The sequence below is a fragment of the Clostridium sp. OM02-18AC genome, assembly GCF_003481825.1.
Taxonomy (GTDB): Bacteria; Bacillota; Clostridia; order Lachnospirales; family Lachnospiraceae; genus Brotaphodocola.
Genome location: NZ_QULW01000010.1, coordinates 85,431 through 111,404 on the forward strand (window position 1 = coordinate 85,431; position 25,974 = coordinate 111,404).

The 25,974-nt window shown below is 47.8% G+C and carries 19 protein-coding genes, 4 tRNA genes and 1 other RNA gene; 5 read left to right on the forward strand and 19 right to left on the reverse strand.

Translation table 11 applies throughout. The features are described 5' to 3' along the window. Window positions 1–3 precede the first annotated feature (3 nt). Window positions 4–2,106, reverse strand: a complete 2,103-nt coding sequence (locus DXB18_RS08675) for an elongation factor G (protein ID WP_118543410.1) — start codon at window positions 2,104–2,106, stop codon at window positions 4–6. 285 nt (window positions 2,107–2,391) lie between these two features. Here DXB18_RS08675 and DXB18_RS08680 point away from each other — a divergent pair, with 285 nt between their 5' ends. From DXB18_RS08680 to DXB18_RS08690, 3 genes are all read left to right on the forward strand, one after another. Beyond that, complete coding sequence (locus DXB18_RS08680) at window positions 2,392–3,492, forward strand: prephenate dehydrogenase (RefSeq protein ID WP_118543409.1); 1,101 nt, start codon at window positions 2,392–2,394, stop codon at window positions 3,490–3,492. A 29-nt stretch (window positions 3,493–3,521) separates the two neighbouring features. Further along, window positions 3,522–4,796, forward strand: coding sequence for a 3-phosphoshikimate 1-carboxyvinyltransferase (gene aroA / locus DXB18_RS08685; protein ID WP_118543408.1), 1,275 nt, complete (start codon window positions 3,522–3,524; stop codon window positions 4,794–4,796). 250 nt (window positions 4,797–5,046) lie between these two features. Then, window positions 5,047–6,705 (forward strand): GDSL-type esterase/lipase family protein, encoded by a 1,659-nt coding sequence (locus tag DXB18_RS08690; protein WP_118543407.1) that lies wholly within the window; start codon window positions 5,047–5,049, stop codon window positions 6,703–6,705. 117 nt (window positions 6,706–6,822) lie between these two features. Here DXB18_RS08690 and DXB18_RS08695 read toward each other — a convergent pair whose 3' ends face one another. The 6 genes from DXB18_RS08695 to DXB18_RS08720 all read right to left on the reverse strand — a co-directional run bounded on the left by DXB18_RS08695 (window position 6,823) and on the right by DXB18_RS08720 (window position 12,741). Then, window positions 6,823–7,560, reverse strand: coding sequence for a YebC/PmpR family DNA-binding transcriptional regulator (locus DXB18_RS08695; RefSeq protein ID WP_118707259.1), 738 nt, complete (start codon window positions 7,558–7,560; stop codon window positions 6,823–6,825). A gap of 105 nt (window positions 7,561–7,665) precedes the next feature. Then, window positions 7,666–8,580 (reverse strand): hemolysin family protein, encoded by a 915-nt coding sequence (locus DXB18_RS08700; protein ID WP_118707305.1) that lies wholly within the window; start codon window positions 8,578–8,580, stop codon window positions 7,666–7,668. A gap of 90 nt (window positions 8,581–8,670) precedes the next feature. After that, window positions 8,671–9,018, reverse strand: a complete 348-nt coding sequence (locus DXB18_RS08705) for a type II toxin-antitoxin system PemK/MazF family toxin (RefSeq protein ID WP_118543388.1) — start codon at window positions 9,016–9,018, stop codon at window positions 8,671–8,673. 151 nt (window positions 9,019–9,169) lie between these two features. Beyond that, complete coding sequence (alr, locus tag DXB18_RS08710) at window positions 9,170–10,339, reverse strand: alanine racemase (protein ID WP_118543387.1); 1,170 nt, start codon at window positions 10,337–10,339, stop codon at window positions 9,170–9,172. Window positions 10,340–10,365: 26 nt separating this feature from the next. Beyond that, window positions 10,366–11,880: an NAD(P)H-hydrate dehydratase gene (locus DXB18_RS08715; protein ID WP_118707261.1), complete on the reverse strand. Its 1,515-nt coding sequence runs from the start codon at window positions 11,878–11,880 to the stop codon at window positions 10,366–10,368. Between the two features lie 186 nt (window positions 11,881–12,066). After that, the gene (locus DXB18_RS08720) at window positions 12,067–12,741 is read right to left on the reverse strand and encodes a redox-sensing transcriptional repressor Rex (RefSeq protein ID WP_118543385.1); all 675 of its coding nucleotides are present in this window, start codon (window positions 12,739–12,741) and stop codon (window positions 12,067–12,069) included. A gap of 176 nt (window positions 12,742–12,917) precedes the next feature. On the opposite strand from DXB18_RS08720, the gene DXB18_RS08725 reads away from it, so the two are divergent. Continuing rightward, window positions 12,918–14,894: an ABC-F family ATP-binding cassette domain-containing protein gene (locus DXB18_RS08725; RefSeq protein WP_118707263.1), complete on the forward strand. Its 1,977-nt coding sequence runs from the start codon at window positions 12,918–12,920 to the stop codon at window positions 14,892–14,894. Here the strand turns inward: DXB18_RS08725 and DXB18_RS08730 are convergent. The 12 genes from DXB18_RS08730 to DXB18_RS08785 all read right to left on the reverse strand — a co-directional run bounded on the left by DXB18_RS08730 (window position 14,864) and on the right by DXB18_RS08785 (window position 24,265). Continuing rightward, window positions 14,864–15,757 (reverse strand): hypothetical protein, encoded by an 894-nt coding sequence (locus tag DXB18_RS08730; protein WP_118543383.1) that lies wholly within the window; start codon window positions 15,755–15,757, stop codon window positions 14,864–14,866. The two genes, DXB18_RS08725 and DXB18_RS08730, sit on opposite strands and share 31 nt — an antisense overlap. A gap of 86 nt (window positions 15,758–15,843) precedes the next feature. Beyond that, an RNA gene (gene rnpB / locus DXB18_RS08735) (RNase P RNA component class A) lies at window positions 15,844–16,190 on the reverse strand. Between the two features lie 98 nt (window positions 16,191–16,288). Continuing rightward, entirely contained in the window at window positions 16,289–17,944 is a 1,656-nt protein-coding gene (locus DXB18_RS08740) for a nucleoside kinase (RefSeq protein ID WP_118707265.1), read from the reverse strand. A 69-nt stretch (window positions 17,945–18,013) separates the two neighbouring features. Then, window positions 18,014–18,811, reverse strand: coding sequence for a Nif3-like dinuclear metal center hexameric protein (locus DXB18_RS08745; protein WP_118707267.1), 798 nt, complete (start codon window positions 18,809–18,811; stop codon window positions 18,014–18,016). Next, window positions 18,789–19,496: a class I SAM-dependent methyltransferase gene (locus tag DXB18_RS08750; RefSeq protein WP_118707269.1), complete on the reverse strand. Its 708-nt coding sequence runs from the start codon at window positions 19,494–19,496 to the stop codon at window positions 18,789–18,791. Before DXB18_RS08750 ends, DXB18_RS08745 begins: the two co-directional genes overlap by 23 nt. 62 nt (window positions 19,497–19,558) lie before the next feature. After that, a complete protein-coding gene (gene rpoD, locus DXB18_RS08755; protein ID WP_118543379.1) occupies window positions 19,559–20,677 on the reverse strand; it encodes an RNA polymerase sigma factor RpoD in 1,119 nt (372 codons plus the stop codon). 62 nt (window positions 20,678–20,739) lie between these two features. Then, complete coding sequence (gene dnaG / locus DXB18_RS08760) at window positions 20,740–22,515, reverse strand: DNA primase (protein ID WP_118707271.1); 1,776 nt, start codon at window positions 22,513–22,515, stop codon at window positions 20,740–20,742. A gap of 15 nt (window positions 22,516–22,530) precedes the next feature. Next, window positions 22,531–23,541, reverse strand: a complete 1,011-nt coding sequence (locus DXB18_RS08765; protein ID WP_118543377.1) for a deoxyguanosinetriphosphate triphosphohydrolase — start codon at window positions 23,539–23,541, stop codon at window positions 22,531–22,533. Between the two features lie 127 nt (window positions 23,542–23,668). Next, a tRNA-Leu gene (locus DXB18_RS08770) sits at window positions 23,669–23,752 on the reverse strand. Between the two features lie 238 nt (window positions 23,753–23,990). Then, a tRNA-Leu gene (locus DXB18_RS08775) sits at window positions 23,991–24,074 on the reverse strand. A 4-nt stretch (window positions 24,075–24,078) separates the two neighbouring features. Continuing rightward, window positions 24,079–24,151: transfer RNA gene (locus tag DXB18_RS08780), tRNA-Asn, on the reverse strand. Between the two features lie 30 nt (window positions 24,152–24,181). Beyond that, window positions 24,182–24,265, reverse strand: a tRNA-Leu gene (locus DXB18_RS08785). Window positions 24,266–24,485: 220 nt separating this feature from the next. On the opposite strand from DXB18_RS08785, the gene DXB18_RS08790 reads away from it, so the two are divergent. Next, window positions 24,486–25,958 carry a sensor domain-containing diguanylate cyclase gene (locus tag DXB18_RS08790; RefSeq protein WP_182430522.1) on the forward strand — a complete coding sequence of 491 codons (1,473 nt, stop codon included), beginning with the start codon at window positions 24,486–24,488 and terminating at the stop codon, window positions 25,956–25,958. Window positions 25,959–25,974 lie beyond the last annotated feature (16 nt).

Genomic DNA, 25,974 nt, shown 5'->3' on the forward strand with positions numbered 1-25,974 from the left:
GAATTATACATCCAGTTTGTCGACCTTTGCGGCTCTGGCTTCTACTTCCTTCTTCTGGATGTCGCCAGGTGCCTGCTCATAACGGCTGAATTCATACTCATATAAGCCGATACCTCCAGTCATGGAGCGCAGGTCTGTGTTATAGCCAAACAGTTCGGACATCGGGATGTCTGCCTCGATCACCTGTTTGCCGTGATGATCGGAATTCATACCAAGGACACGTCCTCTTCTGCGGTTTAAGTCGCCCATAACGTCACCGGTGAATTTATCCGGAACCGTTACTTTCAGGGATGCAATTGGCTCTAAGAGAACCGGATTTGCCTCCATGAAGCCTTTCTTGAATGCCATCATGGCAGCGGTCTTAAATGCCATCTCCGAAGAATCTACCGGATGGTAGGAACCATCTACCAGAGTTGCCTTTACACCAACTACCGGGTATGCAGCCAGAGGTCCCTTTACGCAGCTTTCTGCAACACCCTTTTCAACTGCCGGGAAGTAGTTCTTCGGAACTGCACCGCCGAAGACCTTCTCTTCAAATACATAAGGCTTTTCCAGATCGCCGGACGGCTCGAAGATCATCTTAACATCACCATACTGACCATGTCCGCCGGACTGTTTCTTATATTTGCCCTGAACTTCGACTTTCTTTCTTAAGGTCTCGCGGAATGCAAATTTCGGCTTGCTCAGTTCGATCTCAACCTTGTAACGGCCTAACAGTTTGCTGACAACCACTTCCAGCTGCTGATCACCAATGCCGTATAAAAGAAGCTGGCGGTTTTCTTTATCGTTCACAGACTTTAAGGTCAGATCCTCTTCCATCAGTTTTGCCAGTGCGCTGGAAACTTTGTCCTCGTCACCCTTGGTCACGGTCTTATAACGCATATATGTATACGGTGTGGAAGTCTGCGGTTTGTGATATACGATCGGTGCAGAGCGAAGAGCAATGGTATCGCCGGTCTGGGTCACACCAAGTTTTGCCACGGCACCGATATCACCTGCGCGCAGCTCCGGAACTTCAATAGTGTCTTTACCACGGAGCAGGTACAGCTTGCCGACTTTTTCCTCGGTATCCTTATTTACATTGTAAATCGTGCTGTCCGGTTTTAAGATACCGGTACAGACTTTCATCAGGGAATATTTGCCGATGAACGGGTCTACAATGGTCTTAAATACTCTTGCAGATAAAGAAACCTGATCGTTGTACTTTGCGGTAAAACGCTCACCAGTGGAAACATCAACACCGATACACTCGAATTTGTCCGGGGTCGGAAGGTAACGGTCAATGACCTGTAAGAGGGTCTTAAATCCCTGGCAGTTTACGCCGGAACCCATAAGCACCGGAACGATAGAGCCATCTATCACATGTTCCCGAAGGGCGCCCTGAATTTCTTCCAGTGTAAATTCTTCACCGGAGAAGTAGCGCTCCATATACTCCTCACTGGTCTCTGCCACTGCCTCTAAGAGCGCATCTCTGGCAATACCGAGGTTCTTCTGGGAGTAATCAGGAATCTCGCATTCTTCGTAATCACTTAAATTGGTAAAGCGTCTGCCGGCCATTTTTACAACGTTTACATATCCGACAAACTTTTCATTTTCACGGATCGGGAGCTGGAACGGAGCAATGCTTCTGCCGAACCTTCTCTCTAATTTCAGGACAAGTTCACGGAAGCTTGCATGATCGTCGTCCATGTTGGTGACAAAAATAATACGAGGCAGTTTGAGCTTATCGCACAGCTCCCATGCTTTTTCCGTACCAACCTCGATGCCAGCCTTGCAGTTCACAACGATGATCGCCGCATCTGCCACACTGACTGCTTCTTCTACTTCGCCGACAAAGTCAAAATAACCCGGGGTATCCAGAATATTGATCTTCATCATGCCTTCATCGCCCTGATACTCGATCGGGATCAGAGACGTGGAGATGGAAAACTGACGTTTGATTTCTTCCTTGTCGTAGTCGCTGATGGTGTTACCGTCAACAACCTTGCCCATGCGCTTGGTGACTCCGGTTACCAGGGCAAGTGCTTCTGCAACCGTCGTCTTGCCGGCCCCGCCGTGACCAAGTAAAACGACGTTTCGGATCTGTTTTGTACCATAAACGTTCATATAATTCCCTCCTGTACACCAAATTTAGTCTATGAGGATATTCTACTAAAAAAGTTTGAAAATTTCAAGTAGAATATACGATTTGCACAAATTATTTTTCAAAATTTTTTCTTATCGTCTGATACATCTCTATCGTTCAAAGTTCTTTTCGCTTTTTACTATTACAGTTTAAAGCAATAAAGCATTGACAACATTTTCAGATTATCATAGAATAGCATTTAGTATTTATATTAGTGTTCTTATTAGAAACTGATATACACAAATATACCATTAGGAGATTTCGACATGAAAGACACAACATTTGGCTTTATCGGTCTGGGACTGATTGGCGGTTCGATCGCCAGAGGCATCAAACGCGCCTGCCCGACAGCCCGGATCATGGCATACATGCGTACCCGCGCAAAACTGGAGCAGGCGAAAGCCGACGGCATCGTGGACGTCATCCTCGACGGCATAGGGGAACCGTTAAGGGAATGCGACATCATTTTCCTGTGTACACCAGTAGAATACAATGCACAGTATCTGTCTTTGATCCGTCCATTCTTAAAGCCTGGTGCTCTGATTTCCGACGTTGGTTCCACAAAACAGGATATCCATCAGGTTGTCACGAAACTGGGTATGGAGGACGTTTTTGTCGGCGGGCATCCTATGGCAGGCTCCGAAAAAACAGGCTATGAGAATTCTACAGATCATCTTCTGGAAAATGCCTACTATATCGTAACACCAACTGCACATTCTTCCAAAGAGGATACCGACCGCATTGTTGCAGTGGCCAATCTGATCGATGCCATTCCGATCGTACTGGACTATCATGAACATGACCGGATCGTGGCTGCCATCAGCCATCTTCCGCATCTGGTTGCTTCCAGCCTGGTAAACCTGGTCCGCGACTGTGACAACAAAGAAGAACTGATGAAACGCCTTGCCGCAGGCGGATTTAAAGACATTACCCGTATTGCATCCTCTTCCCCGGAAATGTGGGAACAGATCTGCATGACGAACACCGGCAATATCATAACCATGCTGGAAGATTACATCGCTTCCTTAAACCAGATTCTTGCTTCCTTAAAGAACCGGAATGGAAACGATATTTACCAGCTCTTTGACACATCACGTACTTACCGCAATTCCATCTCGGAAACACGCCGCGGCTCTGTCACTCCGGAATACTCCTTTACCGTGGATATTGTGGATGAACCAGGTGCGATTTCCACCTTATCCTGCATTTTAAGTGCACGCGGCATCAGCATCGGCAACATCGGCATCAACCACAACCGGGAACAGGGCGATGGTGCCTTAAAGATTGTCTTTTACGATGAAGAATCCATGCATCGGGCGTGGGAACAGCTGAAAAAATATAATTACGAACTGATTCCGAAACACTAAGCCGCAATCAGGGAAATGGGGAAACTCTTATGAAATTTTCAAGATGTAATAGTCTGAAGGGCGAAGTGACCATTCCGGGAGATAAATCCATCTCCCACCGCAGTGTCATGTTCGGCTCCCTTGCAAAAGGTACCACAAAGATCACCGGCTTTCTGCAGGGTGCAGACTGCCTGTCCACTATATCATGCTTCCAGAAGATGGGCGTTTCCATCGAAAATACCGGCGATACCGTTCTGGTTCACGGCAATGGACTGCACGGTTTAAAAAAGCCAGATGAGGTTCTCGACTGCGGCAACAGCGGTACCACAACCCGGCTGATCTCCGGCATTCTCTGCGCACAGGACTTTTCCGTAACACTTACCGGCGATGCCTCCATCCAGAAACGTCCTATGAAACGGATCATGGATCCCTTAAGCCAGATGGGTGCTGATATCAAAAGCATCCATGGAAACGGCTGTGCACCGCTCGCCATCCAGGGAAAGCCGCTGCACGGAATCCACTATCAGTCTCCGGTTGCTTCCGCACAGGTCAAATCTTCCATTCTCCTTGCAGGCCTTTACGCAGACGGAGAAACCAGGGTGACCGAGCCTTTGCTCTCCCGCAACCATACCGAACTGATGTTAAGCGAATTCGGAGCCGATGTCCGGACAGAAGGCACAACTGCCATCATTCAGCCCGCCAGAGAACTTTTCGCAAAAGAGATCCAGGTTCCTGGAGATATTTCTTCTGCAGCATTTTTCCTTGCTGCAGGATTGATCGTTCCGGGATCGGAGCTTCTCATCAAAAATGTCGGAATCAATCCGACCCGCGACGGCATGATCCGTGTATGCCAGGCCATGGACGGTGACCTTACCCTCTTAAACCGAAAAGAGACCGGTGAACCGGTTGCTGATATTCTCGTACGCTCCTCTTCCTTACACGGCATGGATATTCACGGGGAAATCATTCCAACCCTGATCGATGAACTTCCCATGATTGCAGCTATGGCATGCTTTGCCAGCGGCGATACCATCATCCGTGACGCAGCAGAGCTGAAAGTAAAAGAATCCAACCGCATTGCCGTTATGGTAGAAAGCTTACGTGCAATGGGAGCTGACGTAGAGGAGACCGAAGACGGCATGATCATTCACGGTGGGAAACCACTCCACGGCGCTGTGATCGACAGCCATCTGGATCACCGCATTGCCATGACCTTTGCCGTGACCGCCGGTATGGCAGAGGGCGAAACAGAAATTCTCGGTGCAGAATGTGTGAATATCTCCTACCCGGGATTTTATCAGGATCTTGCCAGATTGACCCGGTAATATGCCAGGCATTCTCTTTTATTTGCAGCAATCAGGCATAACAACTGATTACCGTATATCTGTCTTTTCACGGGGTGTCCGGTTTCGGGCATCCCGTTTTTTAAGATTCTCTTACAACATTCTTCCAATCTCCCAAATCTTCCCCCAAAAGTATTGGCAAGTTTTTTTTCATGGTCTATAATGGACACCATCGGGTCATTTCTGCCTTGCAGAAAGGCCCTCAAATTTTTAACTTAGGAGAATCTGACCCATGAAAAAAAACGCATCACGTATAAAAGCCCTGCTTCTTGGCTGCATCTGTGCAGTAACGACAGCACTGTCTGCCGTTCCGGTCTCTGCCGCCACGGTTGTTGCAGGCGCTTCTTCAGCCACAAATGATCCAGCACTCACTGCCGCTCCCGGAACCTATACCGAGCAGCAGACCGGCGGAGTTTCAGTAGACAAGCCGTCTGCACCGCCAACCGTGTGGATCGTGGGCGACTCTACAGCAGCTGCATTTAACGATACCACCTACTACTCTCCGCGCTATGGCTGGGGAACCCAGCTTGGCCTTTATCTGCAGGGCGTCAGCATTCAGAACCTTGCCGTATCCGGAACCAGTTCCAAATCCTACTCCGATACCGAACAGTATCAGCGGCTGCTTCAGGGTGTACAGGCCGGTGACTATGTACTGATCGGTTTCGGCCATAACGATGAACGTACCGAGCAGGGACGTTACTCCAATCCGACCGGATCGGTCTCTACCAGCGGTTCTTTTCAGTATAATCTCTACGAAAAGTACATCAAACCCGTAAAAAACAAACAGGCTAATCCGATTCTGGTAACTCCGATCGTACGCCGCAATGTCGCAAACAACTACACCGGCGAGGACGGACACATCACCAGCAGTAAAAAGAATGAGGAAGGTACTTTCCAGGGCGGCGATTATGCAAAAGCAATCCGCCAGTTGGGTGTAGGCAAAAGCGTTCCGGTTCTGGATCTGACTGCCCGCACCAAAGATGTATATGAACGTCTCGGCGCAGACGGGGTCAAAAACCGCCATGCACAGACTTCCAACCGCGATGTCAGCATCGACAACACACACACCAATCTCTACGGTGCCCAGTGCAATGCCTGGTTCATTGCCGATGAACTGTTAAAGTCAAACTCCGGACTCAAAAATTATGTTGTTTCCAATCCGCAGGTTCCGCAGTATGACAGCAATTCCATCAATGCGAACTATCATGCACAGAGTTTTACCGTGCCTGCCGGTGTAAGCAGCATCTTTTCGACGGTTGGAGACTGGAAGCCAACCGTATTCGGTAATATCGACGGTTATGAGTACTTAAATAACATGTATTTCTGTCTGCAGGGGAACTCTGACAACTCCATTCATATGGCAGTTGGAACCAACTCCGGCGCTACCAGAACGCAGCAGGTTGGCGGTCTTGACCAGGGAAGCGATGGAATTGCGATGTATTACCGTGAAGTTCCGGCTTCCGCAAACTTTATTCTCTCTGCCGATGTTACCATCAACGCTTACAATGCCTCTGTTTTAAATTCGTTCGGACTGATGGTTCGCGATGATATCTACCTCGACACCGTTGTCAACGATACCCTGGGCGACTATGTTGCAGCCGGACAGCTTCAGCTCTCCTCTGCATCCCCATGGAACTGTTTTGCAAGAAAGAACGGGCAGCTCACTTCCGGCGGCACCGCTTCCCGTGTGTACAAAGCAGGTGAAACCGTTCACGTTGAGATCCGGAAAGGACCAGATGGATACACCTGCGTCTTCGGCGACAATGCCCCGGTATCTGCAGGCTTTGACTTCCCGCTGACTGCAATCGATTCCGACCATGTGTATGTTGGTATGTTCGTGGCACGCAGCGCAGATGTCACCTTCAAAAATGTAAACTTAGTTTACCAGTAAAATAAAATCCGCATAAGGCGCGTCTGCGCCTCCCTGATATGCAGCGAAAAGGCCCGGAGCGAAATGCTCCGGGCCTTTTTAACATCATTTATCATTACGATGTTCCCGATTCTGTTTTTATCTCTCGTCGGTATCCCAGTTGTGATATACGGCCTGTACATCATCATCGTCATCGAGAAGGTCTAACAGACGGTTCATGTACTTAATGTCGTTCTCGTCCGTCAGCTCAACCCAGGTCTGCGGGATCATGGTTACGTCTGCTTCCAGCATCGGAATGCCCTCTTTCTCAAGAGCCTCACGTACGGCACTGAAATCATCCGGATCGGTGATCACCTCAAAGCTGTCCTCCTCCTCGGAGAAATCCTCTGCACCTGCGTCTAATGCCATCATCATCAGTTCGTCTGCGTCGAGATCGCACTCTTCCTTATCGATGATGATCTGACCTTTCTTGTCGAACATGAAAGATACGCTTCCCTGGGTACCAATGTTACCGTTGCCCTTGGTGAACGCACTTCTGACATTTGCAGCGGTACGGTTCTTATTATCCGTCAGTGTGTCAACGATCACTGCAACACCGCTCGGACCATAACCCTCGTAGGTCAGTACTTCATAGTTTACAGAGTTTGCATCACCTGCTGCTTTCTTGATACCACGGTCGATGGTATCGTTCGGCATGTTGTTTGCTTTTGCTTTTGCGATGACATCGCGAAGCTTGCTGTTGTTTGCCGGATCCGGGCCACCCTCTTTTACTGCTACGGCAAGCTCACGACCGATCACGGTAAAGATTTTTCCCTTTGCGGCATCATTTTTCTCTTTTTTGTGCTTGATATTGGCAAATTTAGAATGTCCTGACATAAAATCACAGCTCCTTATCCTTTTTCTCTTTTCGTCCTCATTCGCCGACGCGATAAGCAGGCACGCTCTCCGCGTCGCGTAAAAAACATCTTTTCTATTTTAACACTAAACCGTCCCGCTTGCAAGAGCCTGTGGAATTTTTGTTACTCTTACGGAATGAATCGTCTTATTTTCTACCTTCAATACGCAGAAACGGTATCCGAGGTACTGGATTTCCGGCTGTTCTTCCTCTCCCGGAATCCGGTCAAGGCGGGAAATGAGAAGCCCATTGATGGTATCATAATTTTCCAGATCTTCCTCCGGAAACGTAATGCCAAGCTCGTCCTGGGCATCTTCCAGAGGCGTCATACCGCTCATGATCAGCGCATCGCCTTCTCCACGGACAATATACTGCTCGTCCACGTCGTATTCATCCAGGATATTTCCTACAATTTCTTCCAGAATATCTTCCATAGTGACAATTCCGGCAGTCTGTCCATATTCGTCGATCACGATCTCCATATGGATCTTCTGGGACTGCATTTCCTGGAACAGGGAATTGATGTTGCGTGTTTCCGGAATAAAATGCGCCGGACGCAAAACACCCGGAACATTGGCAATTTCCATGCGCGATTCCTGCAGATTTTCTGCATGAACCAGTACGTCCCGCATATGTACGGTGCCGATGATATCGTCCAGATCTTTTCCGTATACCGGATATCTGGAATTGCTTGCTTCTTTCAAGACAAAACGCGCCGCTTCTTTTAAAGTCATAGAACCATCCAGCGCTACAATGTTCTTGCGGTGGGTCATGATATCGCCGGCTTCTTTCTCATCGAATTCGAAGATATTCGTGATCATCTCCGCTTCGCTGGATTCCAGCACGCCTTGCTCATGCCCCTCATTCACCATGGTCATAATATCTTCTTCCGTTACATTTTCCTGCCTTGACCGGACATATTTCCAGATCACGTAACCTGCAGCCAGAAAAAGGATCATTACACCTGCCAGTGAGAGCAGGCGCAAACAGACATCGTCCATACTGATTTTTATCTCCTTCTTTTCTCTTTTGTTTGTATACACTATATCGTTTCCAGTTTACTAAACTTCCCGTCTTTCGTCAATGGCGAACTATGTAGGCAGATCCAGACTTACCATAAGCGCCTGATTTACCTGTTCCAATAATTCATCATCAATATGGCAGATCCGCTCCTTCAGACGCTGTTTGTCGATCGTCCGAAGCTGTTCTAATAAAATGACAGAATCTTTGACCATATCACTTTTTCGTGCAGACAATTCCACATGCGTCGGCAGCTTTGCCTTGTTCATACGGGATGTAATGGCTGCACAGATCACGGTAGGGCTGTGCCGGTTTCCTACATTGTTCTGTATGATGAGAACCGGGCGCACGCCTCCCTGCTCTGAGCCTACCACCGGTCGCAGATCCGCATAATAAATATCCCCTCGTCTGATAATCACAGTATCACTCTCCGTCACTGGTTTTCAAGGGTATTATTGCCTGATGTCAGGCAGTCTATACCTGCCTGTTTTTTTCCGTATCGCAGTGACGTTTTGTTTCTGTCCTCAATGACACAAACAGCAGCACAAGATATCTCTTCCTGTGATTATCTTATTCCTTAAAGCAGTCCATGGTTCCGACAACCTGCCCCCCGCGGTAATAAACACGCGGTACCCGCTTTCCAATATCGCAGACCATCTCGTAATGGAAGCCGCCGCAAAGCTCAGCCAGCTTTTCCATGGTAATCTCTTCTTTGCCATCTTTTCCGATCAGGGTTACCGGCGTATCGACACAGACACCTGGTATATCCGTGACATCAATCATAAGCTGATCCATGCAGACACGGCCCAGAATTGACGCGCGTCTTCCGTTTACCAGAACATAGCCACGGTTGGATAAGCTTCTCGGGTAACCGTCTCCATACCCCACCGGAACAGTAGCCACATGCATGGTGCGTTCCGTTACATAGGTGCCGCCATAGCTGATTTCTTCTCCCGGTCCAATCTCCTTTACATAGGTGACAAACGATTTCAGGCCGAGTGCCGGTCTTAGCGGCACTCGGTCTTTCTGCACTTCGTCAGACGGATACATTCCATAGATGGTGATACCGGCGCGAACATAGTTTAAGTTTGCCTGTGGCAAATCAATGATTCCTGCACTATTGGAACAGTGTTTCATGGGAATTTCAATTCCGCGTTCCTTTAATAAATCTGTAAAATGCAGATAACGGTTTAACTGCGTCATGGCAGATGTTTTTTCTTCTTCGTCTGCCCTGGAAAAATGGGTAAACAGTCCTTCGATCTCAATACCTGGAAGATTGCCGATTTCTGCTGTCAGATCCGCGCCGGACTCATCTGCTTCCATACCAATCCGGCGCATTCCGGTGTCGAGTGCAAGATGAATCCGGGCTGTTTTCTCCATGCTGACGGCCAGATCCGACAAAGGCTTTGCCTGTTCCATGGTAAAAATAGTCGGCCGGATTTCATTTTCTATCAGTTCCTGGTAGGCGGATGGATGTGTCACACCCAGGATCAGAATCATTTTTTTAATGCCATTGCGGCGAAGAAGCATGGCTTCCTCGATCGTTGCTACCGCATACCCATCCACATAGTCCTCAATCGCCTCCGCCACCGGGACAGATCCATGACCATACGCGTCTGTCTTAATGACTCCGATCATACCAGTGCTTTTGTCAATATTCCTGCGCATGGACTCCATGTTAAACCTGATTGCGTCCAAATCTACCGGTGCATAAACCCGTGTATACTGCCTGTGATTCATAATTTAATTTTGTTCCTCGTTTCTATCTATTTTAAAATACTGTCTGCCAGATTCGTGGCAAGCACTCCGTTTTCTCCAAATTTGTCTGCCGCATACTCTCCCGCACGTCCATGAACATACACGCCAAACGCTGCTGCCTCAGCACATTCCATGCCGCGGGCCAAAAGACCTGCGATCACGCCGGTCAGGACATCGCCGGAACCGCCTTTTGCCATGGCACTGCAGCCGCTCTGGTTGATCCAGGTACCGCCATCCTTATCCGTGATCACAGTAACTGCATCTTTTAACACACAAACGGTGCCATAACGGGCACTATAGGCCCTAGCCTCTTCCAGCGGTGCCTTTTTCAGATCAGCTGCCGGAACCGAGGTCAGCCGGCTCATTTCGCCCATATGCGGTGTAATAATAATATTCTCTGTAAAATAACGTGTCAGATACGGATGGGATGCCACACAGTTTAACCCATCTGCATCCAGAACAATCGGCACATAAGCGTCGGACAGAACCGTTTCCAACAGATACTCTGTGTAAGCATCCTGCCCCAGTCCGGGTCCCGCTGCGATCACATCAGCCCAGGCACACTCCTTTTCCAGTATTGTTTGCATGGTCTCTTCTTCATCCGGATCATAGCAGGATACGATTGCCTCCGGAAGCTGCGTCTGCAAGACTGTCCGGTTTTCCGGCACAGTAAGGATTTTCACCAGCCCCGCTCCCGTACGGTATGCGCCAAGCGCTGTAAAATAAGCAGCCCCGCTCATTCCACGGCTTCCCGCGATCACAAGGACTTTTCCAAAAGTCCCTTTGTTGCCGTCTTCCTGCCGTTTGGGAAGCTTGCTTAAATCCTCCGGCGTCAGGACCTTTGCATCCCATCCGCTCTTTAACAGGCTGATCTTTGAGAAGCCGATATCAGCCACCTCAAGTTTTCCAACATATTTTTTTCCAGGATACAATAACAGTCCTGTTTTTGGATATCCAAACGTTACCGTCACGTCGGCAGCCAGTGCTGCTCCCATGATTTCTCCCGTACTTCCATGAATTCCAGATGGTGTATCGACCGCGATCACACCAGCATCACACCGCTCACGTATGCGTTCCAGTATTTCCAGTACTTTTCGGTATTCCCCGGTAATATCGCGGCCAAGACCAATTCCAAACAAGGCATCCAGAATGATGTCGCAATCTGCGTTTTCATATTCTTCTGCCGATAGTTCCGGCACATTTAAATTTTTTGCAATCCGCTTCTGATGTTTCATCTCTTCCGAATCGTACTGTGCATTTCCGGCAAAGAAAAGGCTGACTTCATAGCCGCGTTCCTGCAAAATCCGCCCGGCTGCCACACCGTCTGCCCCATTGTTTCCTGTCCCGCATACCGCAAGAATATGGGCATTTTTTCCCCATCCCCGCTCGACTGCCATACGTTCTGCTGTCTTAGCAACTGCAAGCGCTGCGCGCTCCATCAAAACCATTGACGGAATCCCGATTTCCCTGATTGTATTCTGGTCGACTGCTTTCATTTGCTGTGCAGTTACTGCATAATTCATGTTCCGCCTCCTTGAATAGGACATCGTTTGCTGCTGTTTGCGCATACGTGCCCGGCAACTCTCATTTTCCCATGTAGCAAAAAACGACAGGCAGGAGAATTCGCTTACCCCTGCCTGCCGGCCCTTGCATTACTGTTCAAAAACCAGCCTGCGAACAATAACGCGCTTCCCCTTCACATGGTTCTGTTATGATTCGCCCTGCGCCTTCTTTTGCTCTTCTTCTTTCTTTCGGTCCTGCATGCTGCATACCCGGTAGGACAAGCGCATCAGGCTTTCCGAAAGATGTACATTTTCAACAACGACATCATCCGGTACATTCAGGTCCACATGCGCAAAATTCCAGATTGCCTTGATTCCCGCATTCACAAGCCTGTCCGCGATTTCCGGTGCTTTCGTCTTCGGGATGGTCAGTGCCGCCATCTGGACGTTATTGTCTTTGATGAACTGTTCCAGATCGTCGACACCACGGATCTCTATACCGCGTACCACAAGACCGATCAGTCTTGGATTGATATCAAACATTCCTTTGATAATGAAACCACGCTTTTCAAAGTTTGCATAATTCGCAATCGCCTGTCCTAAATTTCCGGCACCGATGATGATCAGGTTATGCTGGCGGTCGATTCCAAGAATTTTACCGATTTCTGTATATAAGTATTTTACATTATACCCGTAGCCCTGCTGGCCAAATCCTCCGAAATTATTTAAATCCTGACGAATCTGGGAAGCAGTCACTTTCATCCGGGTACTGAGTTCATTGGATGAGATACGCTCTACACCTGATTCCAATAACTCTCCGAGGTAACGGTAATACCGCGGAAGCCTTGTAATGACTGCTTTGGATATCTCTCTGTTTTCCATGCTGCACATCTCCTATACGTAAACTATTGTAGTCTATTATAACCGTTTGCGAAATCTATGTCAATGTTCAAACAATTCCTGAGCAAAAAATACACAGAAAGCCTTTACAAGTGCCAAAAACCTATATTATACTTGATAAGTCTTATAGTAGAAAACGTAACGAAATGGAGTTATCTATGATTTTATCATGCAATCACATCAGCAAAGCATTTGGTACAGATGAAATCCTGTCCGAAGTTTCTTTCCATATAGAAGACCAGGAAAAAGCCGCGATTGTCGGAATCAACGGAGCCGGAAAGTCCACTCTGTTAAAGATCATCGTCGGCGAACTCGCTGCAGATTCCGGCGAAGTTGTCCTTGCAAAAGGCAAAACACTCGGATACCTGGCACAGCATCAGGATCTGGACAGCAGCCGTACCATTTATGAAGAATTAAAAGAAGTCAAGCAGCCCATCATCGACATGGAGCTTGAGATCCGGGAACTGGAGATCCGCATGCAGCATGCCTCAGGCGAAGAACTGGAGCAGATGCTTTCTACATACAGCCGTTTAAGCCATACATTCGAGCTGGAAAACGGATATGCCTGGAAAAGCGAACTGACCGGAGTATTAAAAGGTCTCGGATTCACGGAAGACGAATTTGACAAAACAGTCTCAACCCTCTCCGGCGGTCAGAAGACCCGTGTATCCCTCGGCAAGCTTCTGCTCTCCCGCCCGGATATCATCCTCCTCGATGAGCCAACCAACCATCTGGACATGGAATCCATCGCCTGGCTGGAAACCTATCTCTTAAACTATAACGGTGCCGTGATCATCGTAGCACATGACCGGTACTTCTTAAACCGCGTTGTCACAAAAGTTGTGGAGTTGGAGCAGGGACATGCTTCTGTCTACCTTGGAAATTACACTGCCTACAGCGAAAAGAAAGCCATGATCCGCTCTGCCCAGATGAAGGCCTGGTTAAACCAGCAGCAGGAAATCAAACACCAGGAGGAGGTCATCACCAAATTAAAATCCTTCAACCGGGAAAAGTCTATCAAACGTGCAGAAAGCCGAGAGAAAATGCTCTCCAAGATCCAGGTTTTAGAAAAGCCTGCCGAGATCCAGGATGAGATGCGGATCACCCTGGAGCCAAACATTGTCAGCGGAAACGATGTCCTCACCATCAAAGATCTGAGCAAATCCTTTGGTTCCACCCACCTGTTCTCCCATGTAGATATGGAAGTCAAACGCGGAGAACGGGTTGCCATCATCGGAAACAATGGCACCGGAAAAACTACCATATTAAAGATCATCAACGGTATGCTCCCGGCCGACACCGGAACCATCACGCTGGGATCCAAAGTCCATATCGGTTACTACGATCAGGAGCATCACGTTCTCCATATGGAAAAAACAGTCTTCGAGGAAGTGCAGGATGCCTATCCGAACCTGACCAACACGCAGATCCGCAACATTCTTGCCGCGTTCCTTTTTACCGGGGACGATGTATTTAAGCGGATCTCCGATTTAAGCGGTGGGGAGCGCGGACGTGTTTCCCTCGCCAAGCTTATGCTCTCGGAGGCCAACTTCCTGATCCTGGACGAGCCAACCAACCACCTGGATATTACCTCCAAGGAAATTCTGGAAAATGCATTGAAACATTATACCGGAACCGTGCTTTACGTTTCCCACGACCGTTATTTCATCAACCAGACTGCAACCCGGATTCTGGAACTGACTGGTCAGACGTTCTTAAATTATATCGGTAACTACGATTACTATCTGGAAAAGAAGGATCTCATGAAAGAGCTCTACGTGGATTCGGAACACACAGAACGCGACCGTGCGATTGGAACAGCTGCAGCAAACGGAAATTTAAAAGCCACAGGCGTTCCCGGTATGGCAAAATCCACAGCGGAAACAGAGGTAAAGCTGGACTGGAAAGCCCAGAAAGAAGAACAGGCGCGCATCCGTAAACGCCAGAATGACTTAAAGAAGGTCGAAGACGAAATCCATCGTCTGGAAACCCGTGATGGTGAAATTGACGCTCTGCTCTCACAGGAAGAAATTTACACCGATGTAGCACACCTGGTAGAACTGAATAATGAAAAAGAGTCCCTCCAGAAAAAACTGGAAGAACTCTATGAGACATGGGAAGAGCTGGCAGAATGATCTGCCGGCTCTTCTTTTTGATGCAGGATCATTTCCAGTTTTTCGCAAAGTTCTGGAAATTTCCGGCGCAGTTCTTCCGTTTTTTCTCCGCTTACATAGGCAGAAAACAATGTTCCAAAACAAAAGCCTGCATCTTCCGCATAGTAATCCGGGATCTCCAAAATGCGTTCCAGCACCGGACTGACTTTCCAGTATTCCTGCATTACGGCGCTGTCTCCCCGGTAACATCCTGCTTTATAGGCGACGTATTCCCCAAACGCCTGTAAGATGGAATCGGCATCACAAAACTTCACTTTTTTATAGCGACGGTCCGTACTGTAGCGGACATAATAGATCCCGGAAGAAGTAGATGGAGCCTCAAAGTAAGTTTTCTTCGTGTAAAAAAGGAACTGCCAGCCGTCCTTCACAAATTGCCGGATCCACCCTCTTGGCACCTCATAAAGATAATCCGTGATCAGATCCTTGTCTTCGGAATCCGGTTTTCTGGTTCCGATCACCCGGATTTCCCCTTTCTTATCCTCCTGGCCGTCTTCTCCCAAAAACTTTAAATCCACATACTGATTATGAGCCATATGTCCATTGCTGAAGAAAAAGTAACGGATCCCGTCAATGGTTCTGGTTCCTCCGGTCTGCATCCATCCATGCTCATCGAACCAGTACCATTCCCCTTCATAGTACAGCCAGCCTGTATGCAGCTGCCCGTCCTGATCCCGGTAAGTCCAGTGATGATCCTTTCCGTAACTCCAGTTTTTCCCTCCGCTTCCGGGAGCATCCATCGCATAGGACGGAAAAACAAACAACAGCCAAAAGCAAAGCAGGAAAAACAAACCGGTACTTTTTATGCGCATTCGATGCTGTTTCATAAATCCACCTCGTTTCCAAAGCAAAGCGATCTCTCCACATATACAAAAAGAGGGGGCACTAAGAAGCGCCACCCTCGTAAGATCAGGTTATGAGCAAGACGATAAGCCGGGTTATGTCGTTGAATGGTCATCTATCTAGACCAGATGTCACCACCTGGTTCAAGCAACCTACCCGAAAGCAGACGGGCCGCCTTATGCTTTCTGTTCGGTCTTGCTTCGAGTGGGGTTTACATGTGCCCCGTCTGTTACCAGACGGGCGGTAGTCTCTTACACTGCCCTTCCACCCTTACCGGCAAAGCCGGCGGTATATTTCTGTTGCACTGTCCCTGGAGTCACCTCCGCCAGACGTTATCTGGCACCCTGCCCTGTGAAGCCCGGACTTTCCTCTCCCGCAGCCTTTCGTTTCTGCGGCAGCGACCATTTGTCTTACTCAATGCTCCCAATTCTACCACGATTCCGGGGTGCTGTCAACTTAGACTTTCAAGCAACTCCACCACCACGTCGGACACATCACACACAAACTGTCCGTGTTCAGACTTTAAAACAGGATCCGCCGATAAACTCCCGGATCAGGGAATTATGCGGAATTTCCTCACTGCTGACACCAAGGAAGTAATCCAGGAATTTTAACAACCGTTTTGCTTCCACATACTCTGCGCTGTCACGCGGTACGGAAAACAGAACCGGCTCCGCATACTGTTTTAAGACAGCCAGTTCATAAACAAGGGCCGAATTGAACATTACGTCTGCCTCTTCCTGATACGGAAAAATATTCTCTTCCTCTCCGCGGCGGACAGACGGCCACATCCGTATCGTATCCTGGGCGGAGGAACCTCTGGTACGCGCATCGCGCACGATCCGGCGGATCAGGCGTCCATCCGTAGTCGGAATACGATTATGCTCATCGATATTTAACTGCGTCAGTGCACTGATATAAATCTTAAACTTATTCTTTCGCGGCAATGCATAAGAAAGTTTCTCATTCAGACAGTGGATTCCCTCAATGACCAGCACATCATCCGCGCCCAGTGTCAGATAATCGCCATGGTATTCCCGCACACCTTTGATGAAGTTATATTCCGGCATTTCCACGGTCTTACCCGCCAGAAGATCGGTCATGTTCTGATTGAACAGCGCCACGTCCAGACATTCCAGTGCCTCATAATTATAATTGCCATTTTCATCCCGCGGACTGTCGACCCGGTTTACAAAATAATTGTCTACCGCGATCGGATGTGGTTTTAAGCCCTTCGCCTTTAACTGAATGGAAAGCCGGTGGGAAAAGGTCGTCTTTCCGGAAGAAGATGGTCCTGCGATCATCACAATTTTCTTGTCCGGCCTGCTGGCGATCTGTTCTGCAATATCACCGATTTTCTTTTCCATCAGCGCCTCCTGCATCAGGATCAGTTCGCTGATTCTGCCATGACAGATCACATCATCCAGCGCTCCAACGGTCGGCACCTCCAGTTGCCTGCCCCAGCTTTCCGTTTCATTCAGTACCTCAAACAGCTTTTCCCGGTCATGGAATTTTGCTACCTGTTCTGGATTATGTTGTTCCGGCAAAAGCAGCATCATGCCATCCCGGTAAAGGATCAGATCAAAATATTTCAGATATCCGGTATTTTGTACCATGTATCCGTAATAATAATCCTCGAACCCGCCAATGCTGTATAAGTTTACCCTGGAAACCCTGCGGTAATGGAAGAGACGTTCTTTCTCATACATCCGGTGACGGTGAAAAACTTCAATGGCCTCATCCGTCGTCACATTCCGCTTCATGATCGGAATTTCCGCTGCAACATACTCCTGCATTTTTTCTTTGATGCGATCAACCAGCTCCTGATTTTTTTCAAACGTTCCTTCTGATTCAATAAATAAACCATTGGCAATCGCGTATTCCACGGAAACTTTTTTGATATGCTCTGCCCCAACGACTTCGTAGAATGCCTTTAACAAAATCAGCAGAACACTGCGCCGGTAAGTCTGGATGCCCGGTTTATCCGCAGCAGTCAAAAACTCAATCCGGCTTCCTTCTTTTACCTTTTTGTGAAGTTCCTGCAGTTTTCCATCTACCGTTGCCAGTAAAATTTCATGCTGAAAATGATTCTGCACTTCTTTTGCTACATCTTTTAAAAGTGTATCTTCGCGATACTGCTTTTCCTGCCCTAACACCCACACATGAAGCATAAACGTTCTCCTTTCTTTCCGATCGGATTCCTTTTCAAATCCGTAACTCCTGGAAAAGTCCGTTTCATATCAGATTACCTTTGCCGGAAAGTCCGGTTTTGCCTGGATTACTTCGATCGTACCGTCAGAAACCTGTCTGATATACTCTGCCATAAATGGAATGAAAATGTGTTCCAGACCATAATGTCCGGCATCGATAATGGCCAGTCCCTGCGCCGCTGCATCGATTGCGTCATGGTGCCCGATATCGCCCGTAATCAACACTTCCGCATGCTTTTCCAGTGCGTAACGGATCATACTGCCGCCTGCACCTGGGGAGACCGCCACACGGCTTACCTGTTTATTTGCCGTATCACTTCCATAAACCAATGCAAAGGGCAGACCAAACACCTCTTTCACCGTCTCTGCCAATTGTTCCAGGGAACAGGATTCTGGTAAAATCCCTGCCTTTCCGATTCCCACAGAAATGCCGTTCACTTCTCCGGTCACCTCTAATGGTTCCCCGTTTTGAATCTGCAGACGCTTCGCTGCCAGATCGGCCATGCAGCCCGGCGCCGCATCAAAATTTGTGTGCATGGCAAAATAAGAAATATCTGCCTGCAGTAATGTTACAATCCGGCTGCTGATAAAATCCGCATCCGTTACCTGTTTTATTGCACGGAAAAGCAGCGGATGATGCGTGAGCAGAAAATCTGCCTTTTCCCGCACTGCCTGCTCTACAACCCGGTCCGTTGCATCCAGTGCAATCAGAACCTTTGTTACCTCTTTCTCTCTCCGTCCAACCAGAAAACCCGAATTATCCCACTCACAGGCCAGACTTTTCGGAGCCAGTTCTTCCAGTTTTTCAATCAATTCCCTGCAGAGCATGATATGCCTCCTTTGTCTCCATCAATTCGTTTTTCAAACTTTCCGCGCGTTTTTTTGCTCCTTCTGTTTTTGCCTGGGACAAATGCACAAGAAGTTCTTCTCCCTGCGTCAGTTCCCGTTCCAGAAATTCCTGCAGAATCGGATCTTTTTTCCGGATCAGATCCGCACCATAACGATACTCATATGCATGTTCATAATGCATCGTTCCAGGACTGACATGCATGATCACATAATACTTACCGTCTTCCACCAGCATCTGTTCCTTCTGGATTGCAAATCCCAACTGCTCCAGCCCATGACGGAATGCAGAAAGTTCTGACTGCGGGGAAAGCACATAATGCTTTACACTTGCATGCATATGCGCACCATCGCGGAGGATGCGCAGCATCAGCTCGCCTCCCATTCCCGCAATGATCACCGTGTCTGCCTCTCCCGGCTTTAATTCCTTTAAGCCGTCACTGAGCCTCGTTTCGATCTGGTCTTCCATGCCAAACTCCCGGACATGCTCACGGGCTCTGGCAAGAGGTCCCTTTCGTACATCCATGGCGATCACATGCTTTACTTTTCCGCTTTCGATCAGGCGAATCGGGACGAATCCATGATCCGTCCCAACATCTGCCACATATCCTTCTGTAACCTCCGCTGCCTGTGCAGCGATCCGTTCTAACCGGTCTGATAATTTCATCTTATCTCTGTTCCTTTTGTAACTGTTTTTGTTCGCCCAGTTACCTTCCTTTTCTATATTGTTTAGTCAAGATAATCTTTCAATTTCTTGCTGCGGCTTGGATGACGCAGTTTCCGAAGCGCTTTTGCTTCAATCTGGCGGATTCGCTCTCTTGTCACATGAAACTGCTTCCCAACCTCTTCCAGCGTTCTCGGTTTTCCATCCTCTAACCCGAACCGAAGACGCAGCACCTGCTGTTCCCGGTCTGTCAGCGTACCCAAAGCTTCCATTAACTGTTCATGAAGAAGGGTGAATGTCGCTTCTTCCGCCGGAACTGCCACATGGTCATCCTGAATAAAATCGCCAAGATGGCTGTCTTCTTCTTCGCCGATCGGCGTTTCTAACGACACCGGATCCTGGGATATTTTCCGGATTTCCCGTACCCGTTCTACCGGAATTTCCATTTTGGCTGCAATTTCCTCAGCCGTTGGCTCCCTGCCAAGTTCCTGCACCAGTTGTCTGGACGTACGGATCAGACGGTTGATCGTCTCTACCATGTGTACCGGGATCCGGATTGTGCGGGACTGATCCGCGATCGCACGCGTAATTGCCTGCCGGATCCACCAGGTAGCATAAGTCGAAAATTTATATCCTTTGCGGTAATCAAATTTTTCCACAGCTTTGATGAGACCGAGATTGCCTTCCTGGATCAGATCAAGAAACTGCATGCCTCTTCCTACATACTTTTTGGCAATGCTGACCACCAGCCTTAAGTTTGCCTCAGCAAGACGTTTTTTGGCCTGCTGATCGCCAAGTTCCATGCGTTTTGCCAGCTCAATTTCCTGATCCGTGGTCAAAAGCGGAATTTTTCCAATTTCCTTTAAATACATCCGGACCGGATCTTCCACCCCGACTCCTTCCGGTACAGAAAGATCGATTTTATCCAGTTCCGCTTCTTCTTCCTCTTCAGAGTCCTCGTCCAGAAACAGATCCGGTTCCATATCATCTTCTTCCTCTGTACGAAGGACATCTACGTTATGTTTGTCCAGAAAATCATAAATGCGGTCCAGTTTTTCCGGATCCAGGATCTCGCCTTTGAAAAAATCCAGGATTTCCCGGTTTTCCAGCACATTTTTCTTCTTTTTTGCCTCTTCTAACAACAGTCCCAGTTTCTCATCAAATGTCTGTGTACGTTCTTCCATATCTATCCGCCCTTTCTCAAATGCAGATCACCGGAAAAGGAATTGCCCATCCGGTCCTTTCACTAGTCAATGGATATCTGAAGCGTTTTCAGTGCCGCCTGCTGCCGGATGATCTGTTGGAGCGCCGCAATGTCGGTTGCGCTCCGGCTTGCCTCATCCAGGCTGTTTTTCTTCACTTTCAGCACTGTTTCAGAAAATGCTTTTCGCTGTTCTTCATTATTTAAGGAATCATTCAGGCTTGCGTTGAACAACGCCGCCACCTGTTTGTATTGTTCTTCATCGTTGATAAATCGATTCAGGATCCCGGCCGGGTTTAAGTTACCTTCTTTATGACCATCAAAAACCATCTGTGCAACTTCATGATATAATGGCTCCCGAAAATCATCCGCATCAATGATGCCGGCAATCTTCTCAAAAAGCTGCGGCCGTTCGATCAGCCAGGTCAAAAGAAGGCGCTGCGACCTACGAATGCCGTCGTCCTTTTCTTTTTTCTTTTTCCGCTCACGCGGGTCTGTTCTGTCTTCTTCCCGTTTTTGCAGGGGAACCGGACCAAGCTGGTTTCCAAGCCGGTTCACCAGCCTGCGCAGATCTTCATAAGGAATAAACTGCGCCTGCGCAACAGCCCTGGTGTAATTATCCCGTTCCAGTGCCTCCCCAAATTCCAGAAGCTTTCTCGCAACCGCATTGTAAAAACGGGTCTTTTGTTCCGGATCTTCCAGATCATATTCCCGCTTCATAACATCGATTTCATACAGGAAACTGTTCTGCGCATTGGCAATCCGCTCCCGGAATGCATCCGCCCCAAGATTTTTGATAAATTCATCCGGATCCTTATAAGGTTTTAAATTCAGCACTTTTGTGGAGATACCGACCTCTTTTAAGATCGGGATTGCGCGGAGTGCAGCTTTTACCCCCGCCCCATCGCTGTCGTACGTCAGGATCACCGTGTCCGTATAACGTTTGAGCAGCACCGCATGCTGGGTCGTAAAGGCCGTGCCAAGCGACGCTACCGCATTGGTAAAGCCCGCCTGATGCATGGCAATGACATCCATATAGCCCTCGCAGGCCAGTATATACTTTTCCCGGCTGGTACGGGCATAATTTAACCCGTACAGATTCCGGCTTTTATCAAAGATCATGGTCTCCGGTGAGTTTAAATATTTCGGAGTCCCGTCTCCCATCACACGTCCGCCAAATCCGATCACGCGGTTATTGACATCCATGATCGGGAACATAACACGATTCCAGAATTTATCATATGTGCTGCGCTCCTCCATCGTGACCAGACCACTGTCACGCAGAATTTCATCGGTATAGCCTTTTGAGCGCAGGTACTGATACAGATCATTGCTCGTCTTATTGGCAAATCCAAGCCCAAAATGCCGGATCGTGTCGTCAGACAATTCCCGCTTCCGGAAATAATCGTACCCGATCTTTCCCTGGGGCTGATGCAGCTGATAGTAAAAATAATTGGCTGCAAGCTTATTGATTTCCAAAAGCGTGGAACGTTTATCTGCTTTTGCGCGTTCTTCTTTCGAATACTCCACCTCCGGCAGATGAATGCCAGCCCGCTCTGCCAGTAGCTTTAAGGCTTCCGGAAACGAATAATTTTCATATTCCATAACAAAGGTGATCACGTTTCCGCCGGCACCACAGCCAAAGCAATAATACATCTGCTTCTGCGGCGACACCGAAAAGGAAGGGGATTTTTCATTATGAAACGGGCAAAGGCCGAAATAGTTGGAACCTTTCTTCTGTAGTTTTACATATCCAGAAATCACATCTACAATGTCATTCCTCGTCCGCACTTCTTCTACGACATCTTCCGGATAATACATAAGCCTCTCCTTTCTTTAATGCACCTTCCAGGATTTTGGAATGAACAGTTCTTCAAATTTATCGATGGAATAGCTGTCGCTCATACCAGCAATATAATCACATACCACGCGTTCTTTGGGTTCCTTCCGTTCCCAGATCATGAACAGATATTCTTCCGGGAGTTCTGCCGTATGCTCCAGATAATACTGGTATAAAAATACCAAAAGCTGCTGTGCTCTTCCCTCTTCTGCTTTCGGAACTTTATTCTCATAAACATTTTCAAACATCCAACCGCGCAGTCCCTGCATGGCTTCCTCGATATGAGGCGACATCCGGATTTCCGACCGGTCCATACTCTGCCCGATAATATCGTGAATCAGTAAATCCAGACGTTCCCTTACGCTATGTCCAAGAACGTCGGTATATTGCGCCGGAAGCTGATCTTCCGTGAAGATTTTTGCCCGGATCGCATCATCAATATCGTGGTTGATATACGCGATTTTATCGGAAAGCCGCACAACGCATCCCTCCAGTGTGGAAGGATGGCCACTGGTCCTGTGATTTTTGATTCCATCCCGGACCTCTTTCGTAAGATTGAGACCCTTACCGTCTTTTTCCAGTACTTCGACCACACGCACACTCTGAAGATAATGGGAAAATCCATAAGGACAAAGTTCATTCAGGATGCGTTCCCCGGAATGACCAAATGGTGTATGACCAAGATCGTGCCCCAGTGCAATAGCCTCTGTCAGATCTTCATTCAGCCGGAGCGCACGGGAAATAGTCCTTGCAATCTGCGCAACTTCCAGTGTGTGCGTCAGGCGTGTCCGGTAATGGTCTCCTTCTGGAGCCAGAAATACCTGGGTTTTATGTTTTAATCTGCGAAAAGACTTACAATGAAGAATACGGTCGCGATCCCGCTGATATGCCGTGCGAATGTCACATGGTTGTTCTTCGCGGTCACGTCCCTGCGTGTTTTGGCTTAATGACGCATAAGGACTTAAATAATCCGCTTCCCAGGCTTCTCTCATCTCTCGTATATTCATAAACCAATTCCCCCTTTCCGGACTCATAATTATAATAAGTATATCATAATTTCCGAAATTTTCATACTATTTTCCGTTCCAGGGTATGCAAAAAGAGCGAAGAACTGATTGTTCTTCGCTCTGCTCATGCAGAAGATGGGAGTCGAACCCACAAGGTATTGCTACCACACGGACCTGAACCGTGCGCGTCTGCCAATTCCGCCACTTCTGCGAACCATCGACCCAGTAAAGTGTTTTACCGAATCAACACGTATATTATATCCAACCCATGATGATTTGTCAACTGATTTTTTAATTTTTATAAAAATTTATGTTTCCATGAAAACATGTGGAACTATGTGAATTTACGCTTCTGCTTTCCAAACAGAATGTAGGAAGACACCTATGCTGCAGAACGTAATGTTCCATGAAATCAAAAAAGCGAAGAACCAACAGTTCTTCGCCTCTGATGCAGAAGATGGGAGTCGAACCCACAAGGTATTGCTACCACACGGACCTGAACCGTGCGCGTCTGCCAATTCCGCCACTTCTGCAAAACTCCCCGAGTAGGACTTGAACCTACGACAGCGCGGTTAACAGCCGCGTGCTCTACCGACTGAGCTATCGAGGAATGTTCCCGCATCTTCTTTTCAGAAGATACTGCGGGAGATGGGACTTGAACCCACACGACATAACTGCCACTAGATCCTTAGTCTAGCCTGTCTGCCAATTCCAGCACTCCCGCGAACGTTTAATACTATACCACAGTTTCCTGGATCTGACAAGTACTTTTTACATTTTCTTTTCCAATTTCTTTTGCCAATCTCCCCCCAAATTCCACGGATTCATTTTTATTAGCATTTATGCACCGCTTTTTGTCATTTTCAGCCCATTTATTTGTGGATTTTCCGAGAAAATATTAGTATAATGAAGAAAAACAAATGACACATACCGAGGTGACTTACATGAAAAAGAAAATCGAAACACCCCTTCAGGGATACCTCTCCAGCATTGTCGCCTTCATTATCGCAACCGCATTTGGTATTGTTGTATTTTCTGCTGTTTCCCAACGTGCAGTAGAATCACTCGCCCAGTCAAAACTGATGATGAACGTTTCCAGGCAGAGCGTACATTTTGAAGATATTCTGGACGTCAACTACCAGTTTCTGGATGGAGTTGCCGCACAGATTGGAAAAGATGGTGTTCTTCTCTCCCAGAAAAACCAGGATATGCTTTCCGCCATCAAGTCCACCACTTCCATCAACCACGTCGCTCTGATCGAACCAGACGGCACTTCTCATTATGAAAATGGAGACGTAAAAGACGTTTCCCACCGCGATTATTTCAAGGAAGGCATTACCGGTCAGCGCATTCTGAGCGATCCAGTACAAAGCAGTGTCGACCACGAGACCAGAGTCATTCTCGGAGTTCCGGTCCTGCACAATGATTCCGTCATCGGACTTCTTGGGGCTTCCTACAATGTTACCGCACTCAACCACCTGATGTTTGATGACCTGTTTGGGAGCAAAGGATTTTGTATCATTATCGACGAGGATGGAAATATCATCACGCTGGACGGCAATTCCGACACGCAGAAAATCAGTTACACCGATAACTTTTTTGAATTTTTTGACAAATGGAATTTCCGCAGCAACAATTCTCTTCAGAAAATCCGTGATGCTTTCCAAACCCAGTCCGATGGTGTGCTGAAACTGATCCAGCCGGAAGATCCAGATTCCAGCCGCTACATTGCCTACACACCACTCCACTTAAACAACTGGATGATGTGTTACATCATTCCCGTATCGGTTGCGAATGAGAGTTATATGTTTGTCCACGATTACGAACTGGCATTAAATGGTTATTTTATGGTTCTGGTTCTTTTGCTGATCTGGCGTATCGCCGTGATCCACACCAGGGACCGGAAAGAACTGGTTCATTCCGCACAGATTGATGGTTTAACCGCTGTATATAATAAAGAACATACGCAGCCTGTCATAGATGCTTTTCTGCGAACATGCCGCCCAGACACCCTGCACGCTTTCCTGATCCTGGATATCGATAAATTCAAAGATGTAAACGATACCTGGGGACACGCCGTCGGAGATCTGATTCTCCAGCGCGTAGGTGCATTTTTGAAAAACCAGTTTCGGGATGACGATATCATCGGACGGATCGGCGGAGATGAATTTGTCATTCTCATGAAAAATATCGGCAACAAAGACATTGCGTTAAACCGGGTAGAAACCATGCTGAATCAGATTCGTTCCATCAAACAACCGGAAATGGACAACCAGTCCATCACATTCAGCGTTGGTGTTGCTTTCAGCCCGGAACAGGGAATCCGTTTTGACAATCTGTACCGCAACGCAGACAAAGCGCTTTACCAGACCAAGCGCGGCGGACGCAATAACTACACCGTATATGAAAAAGCATAACAAACAGCAAAAAGAG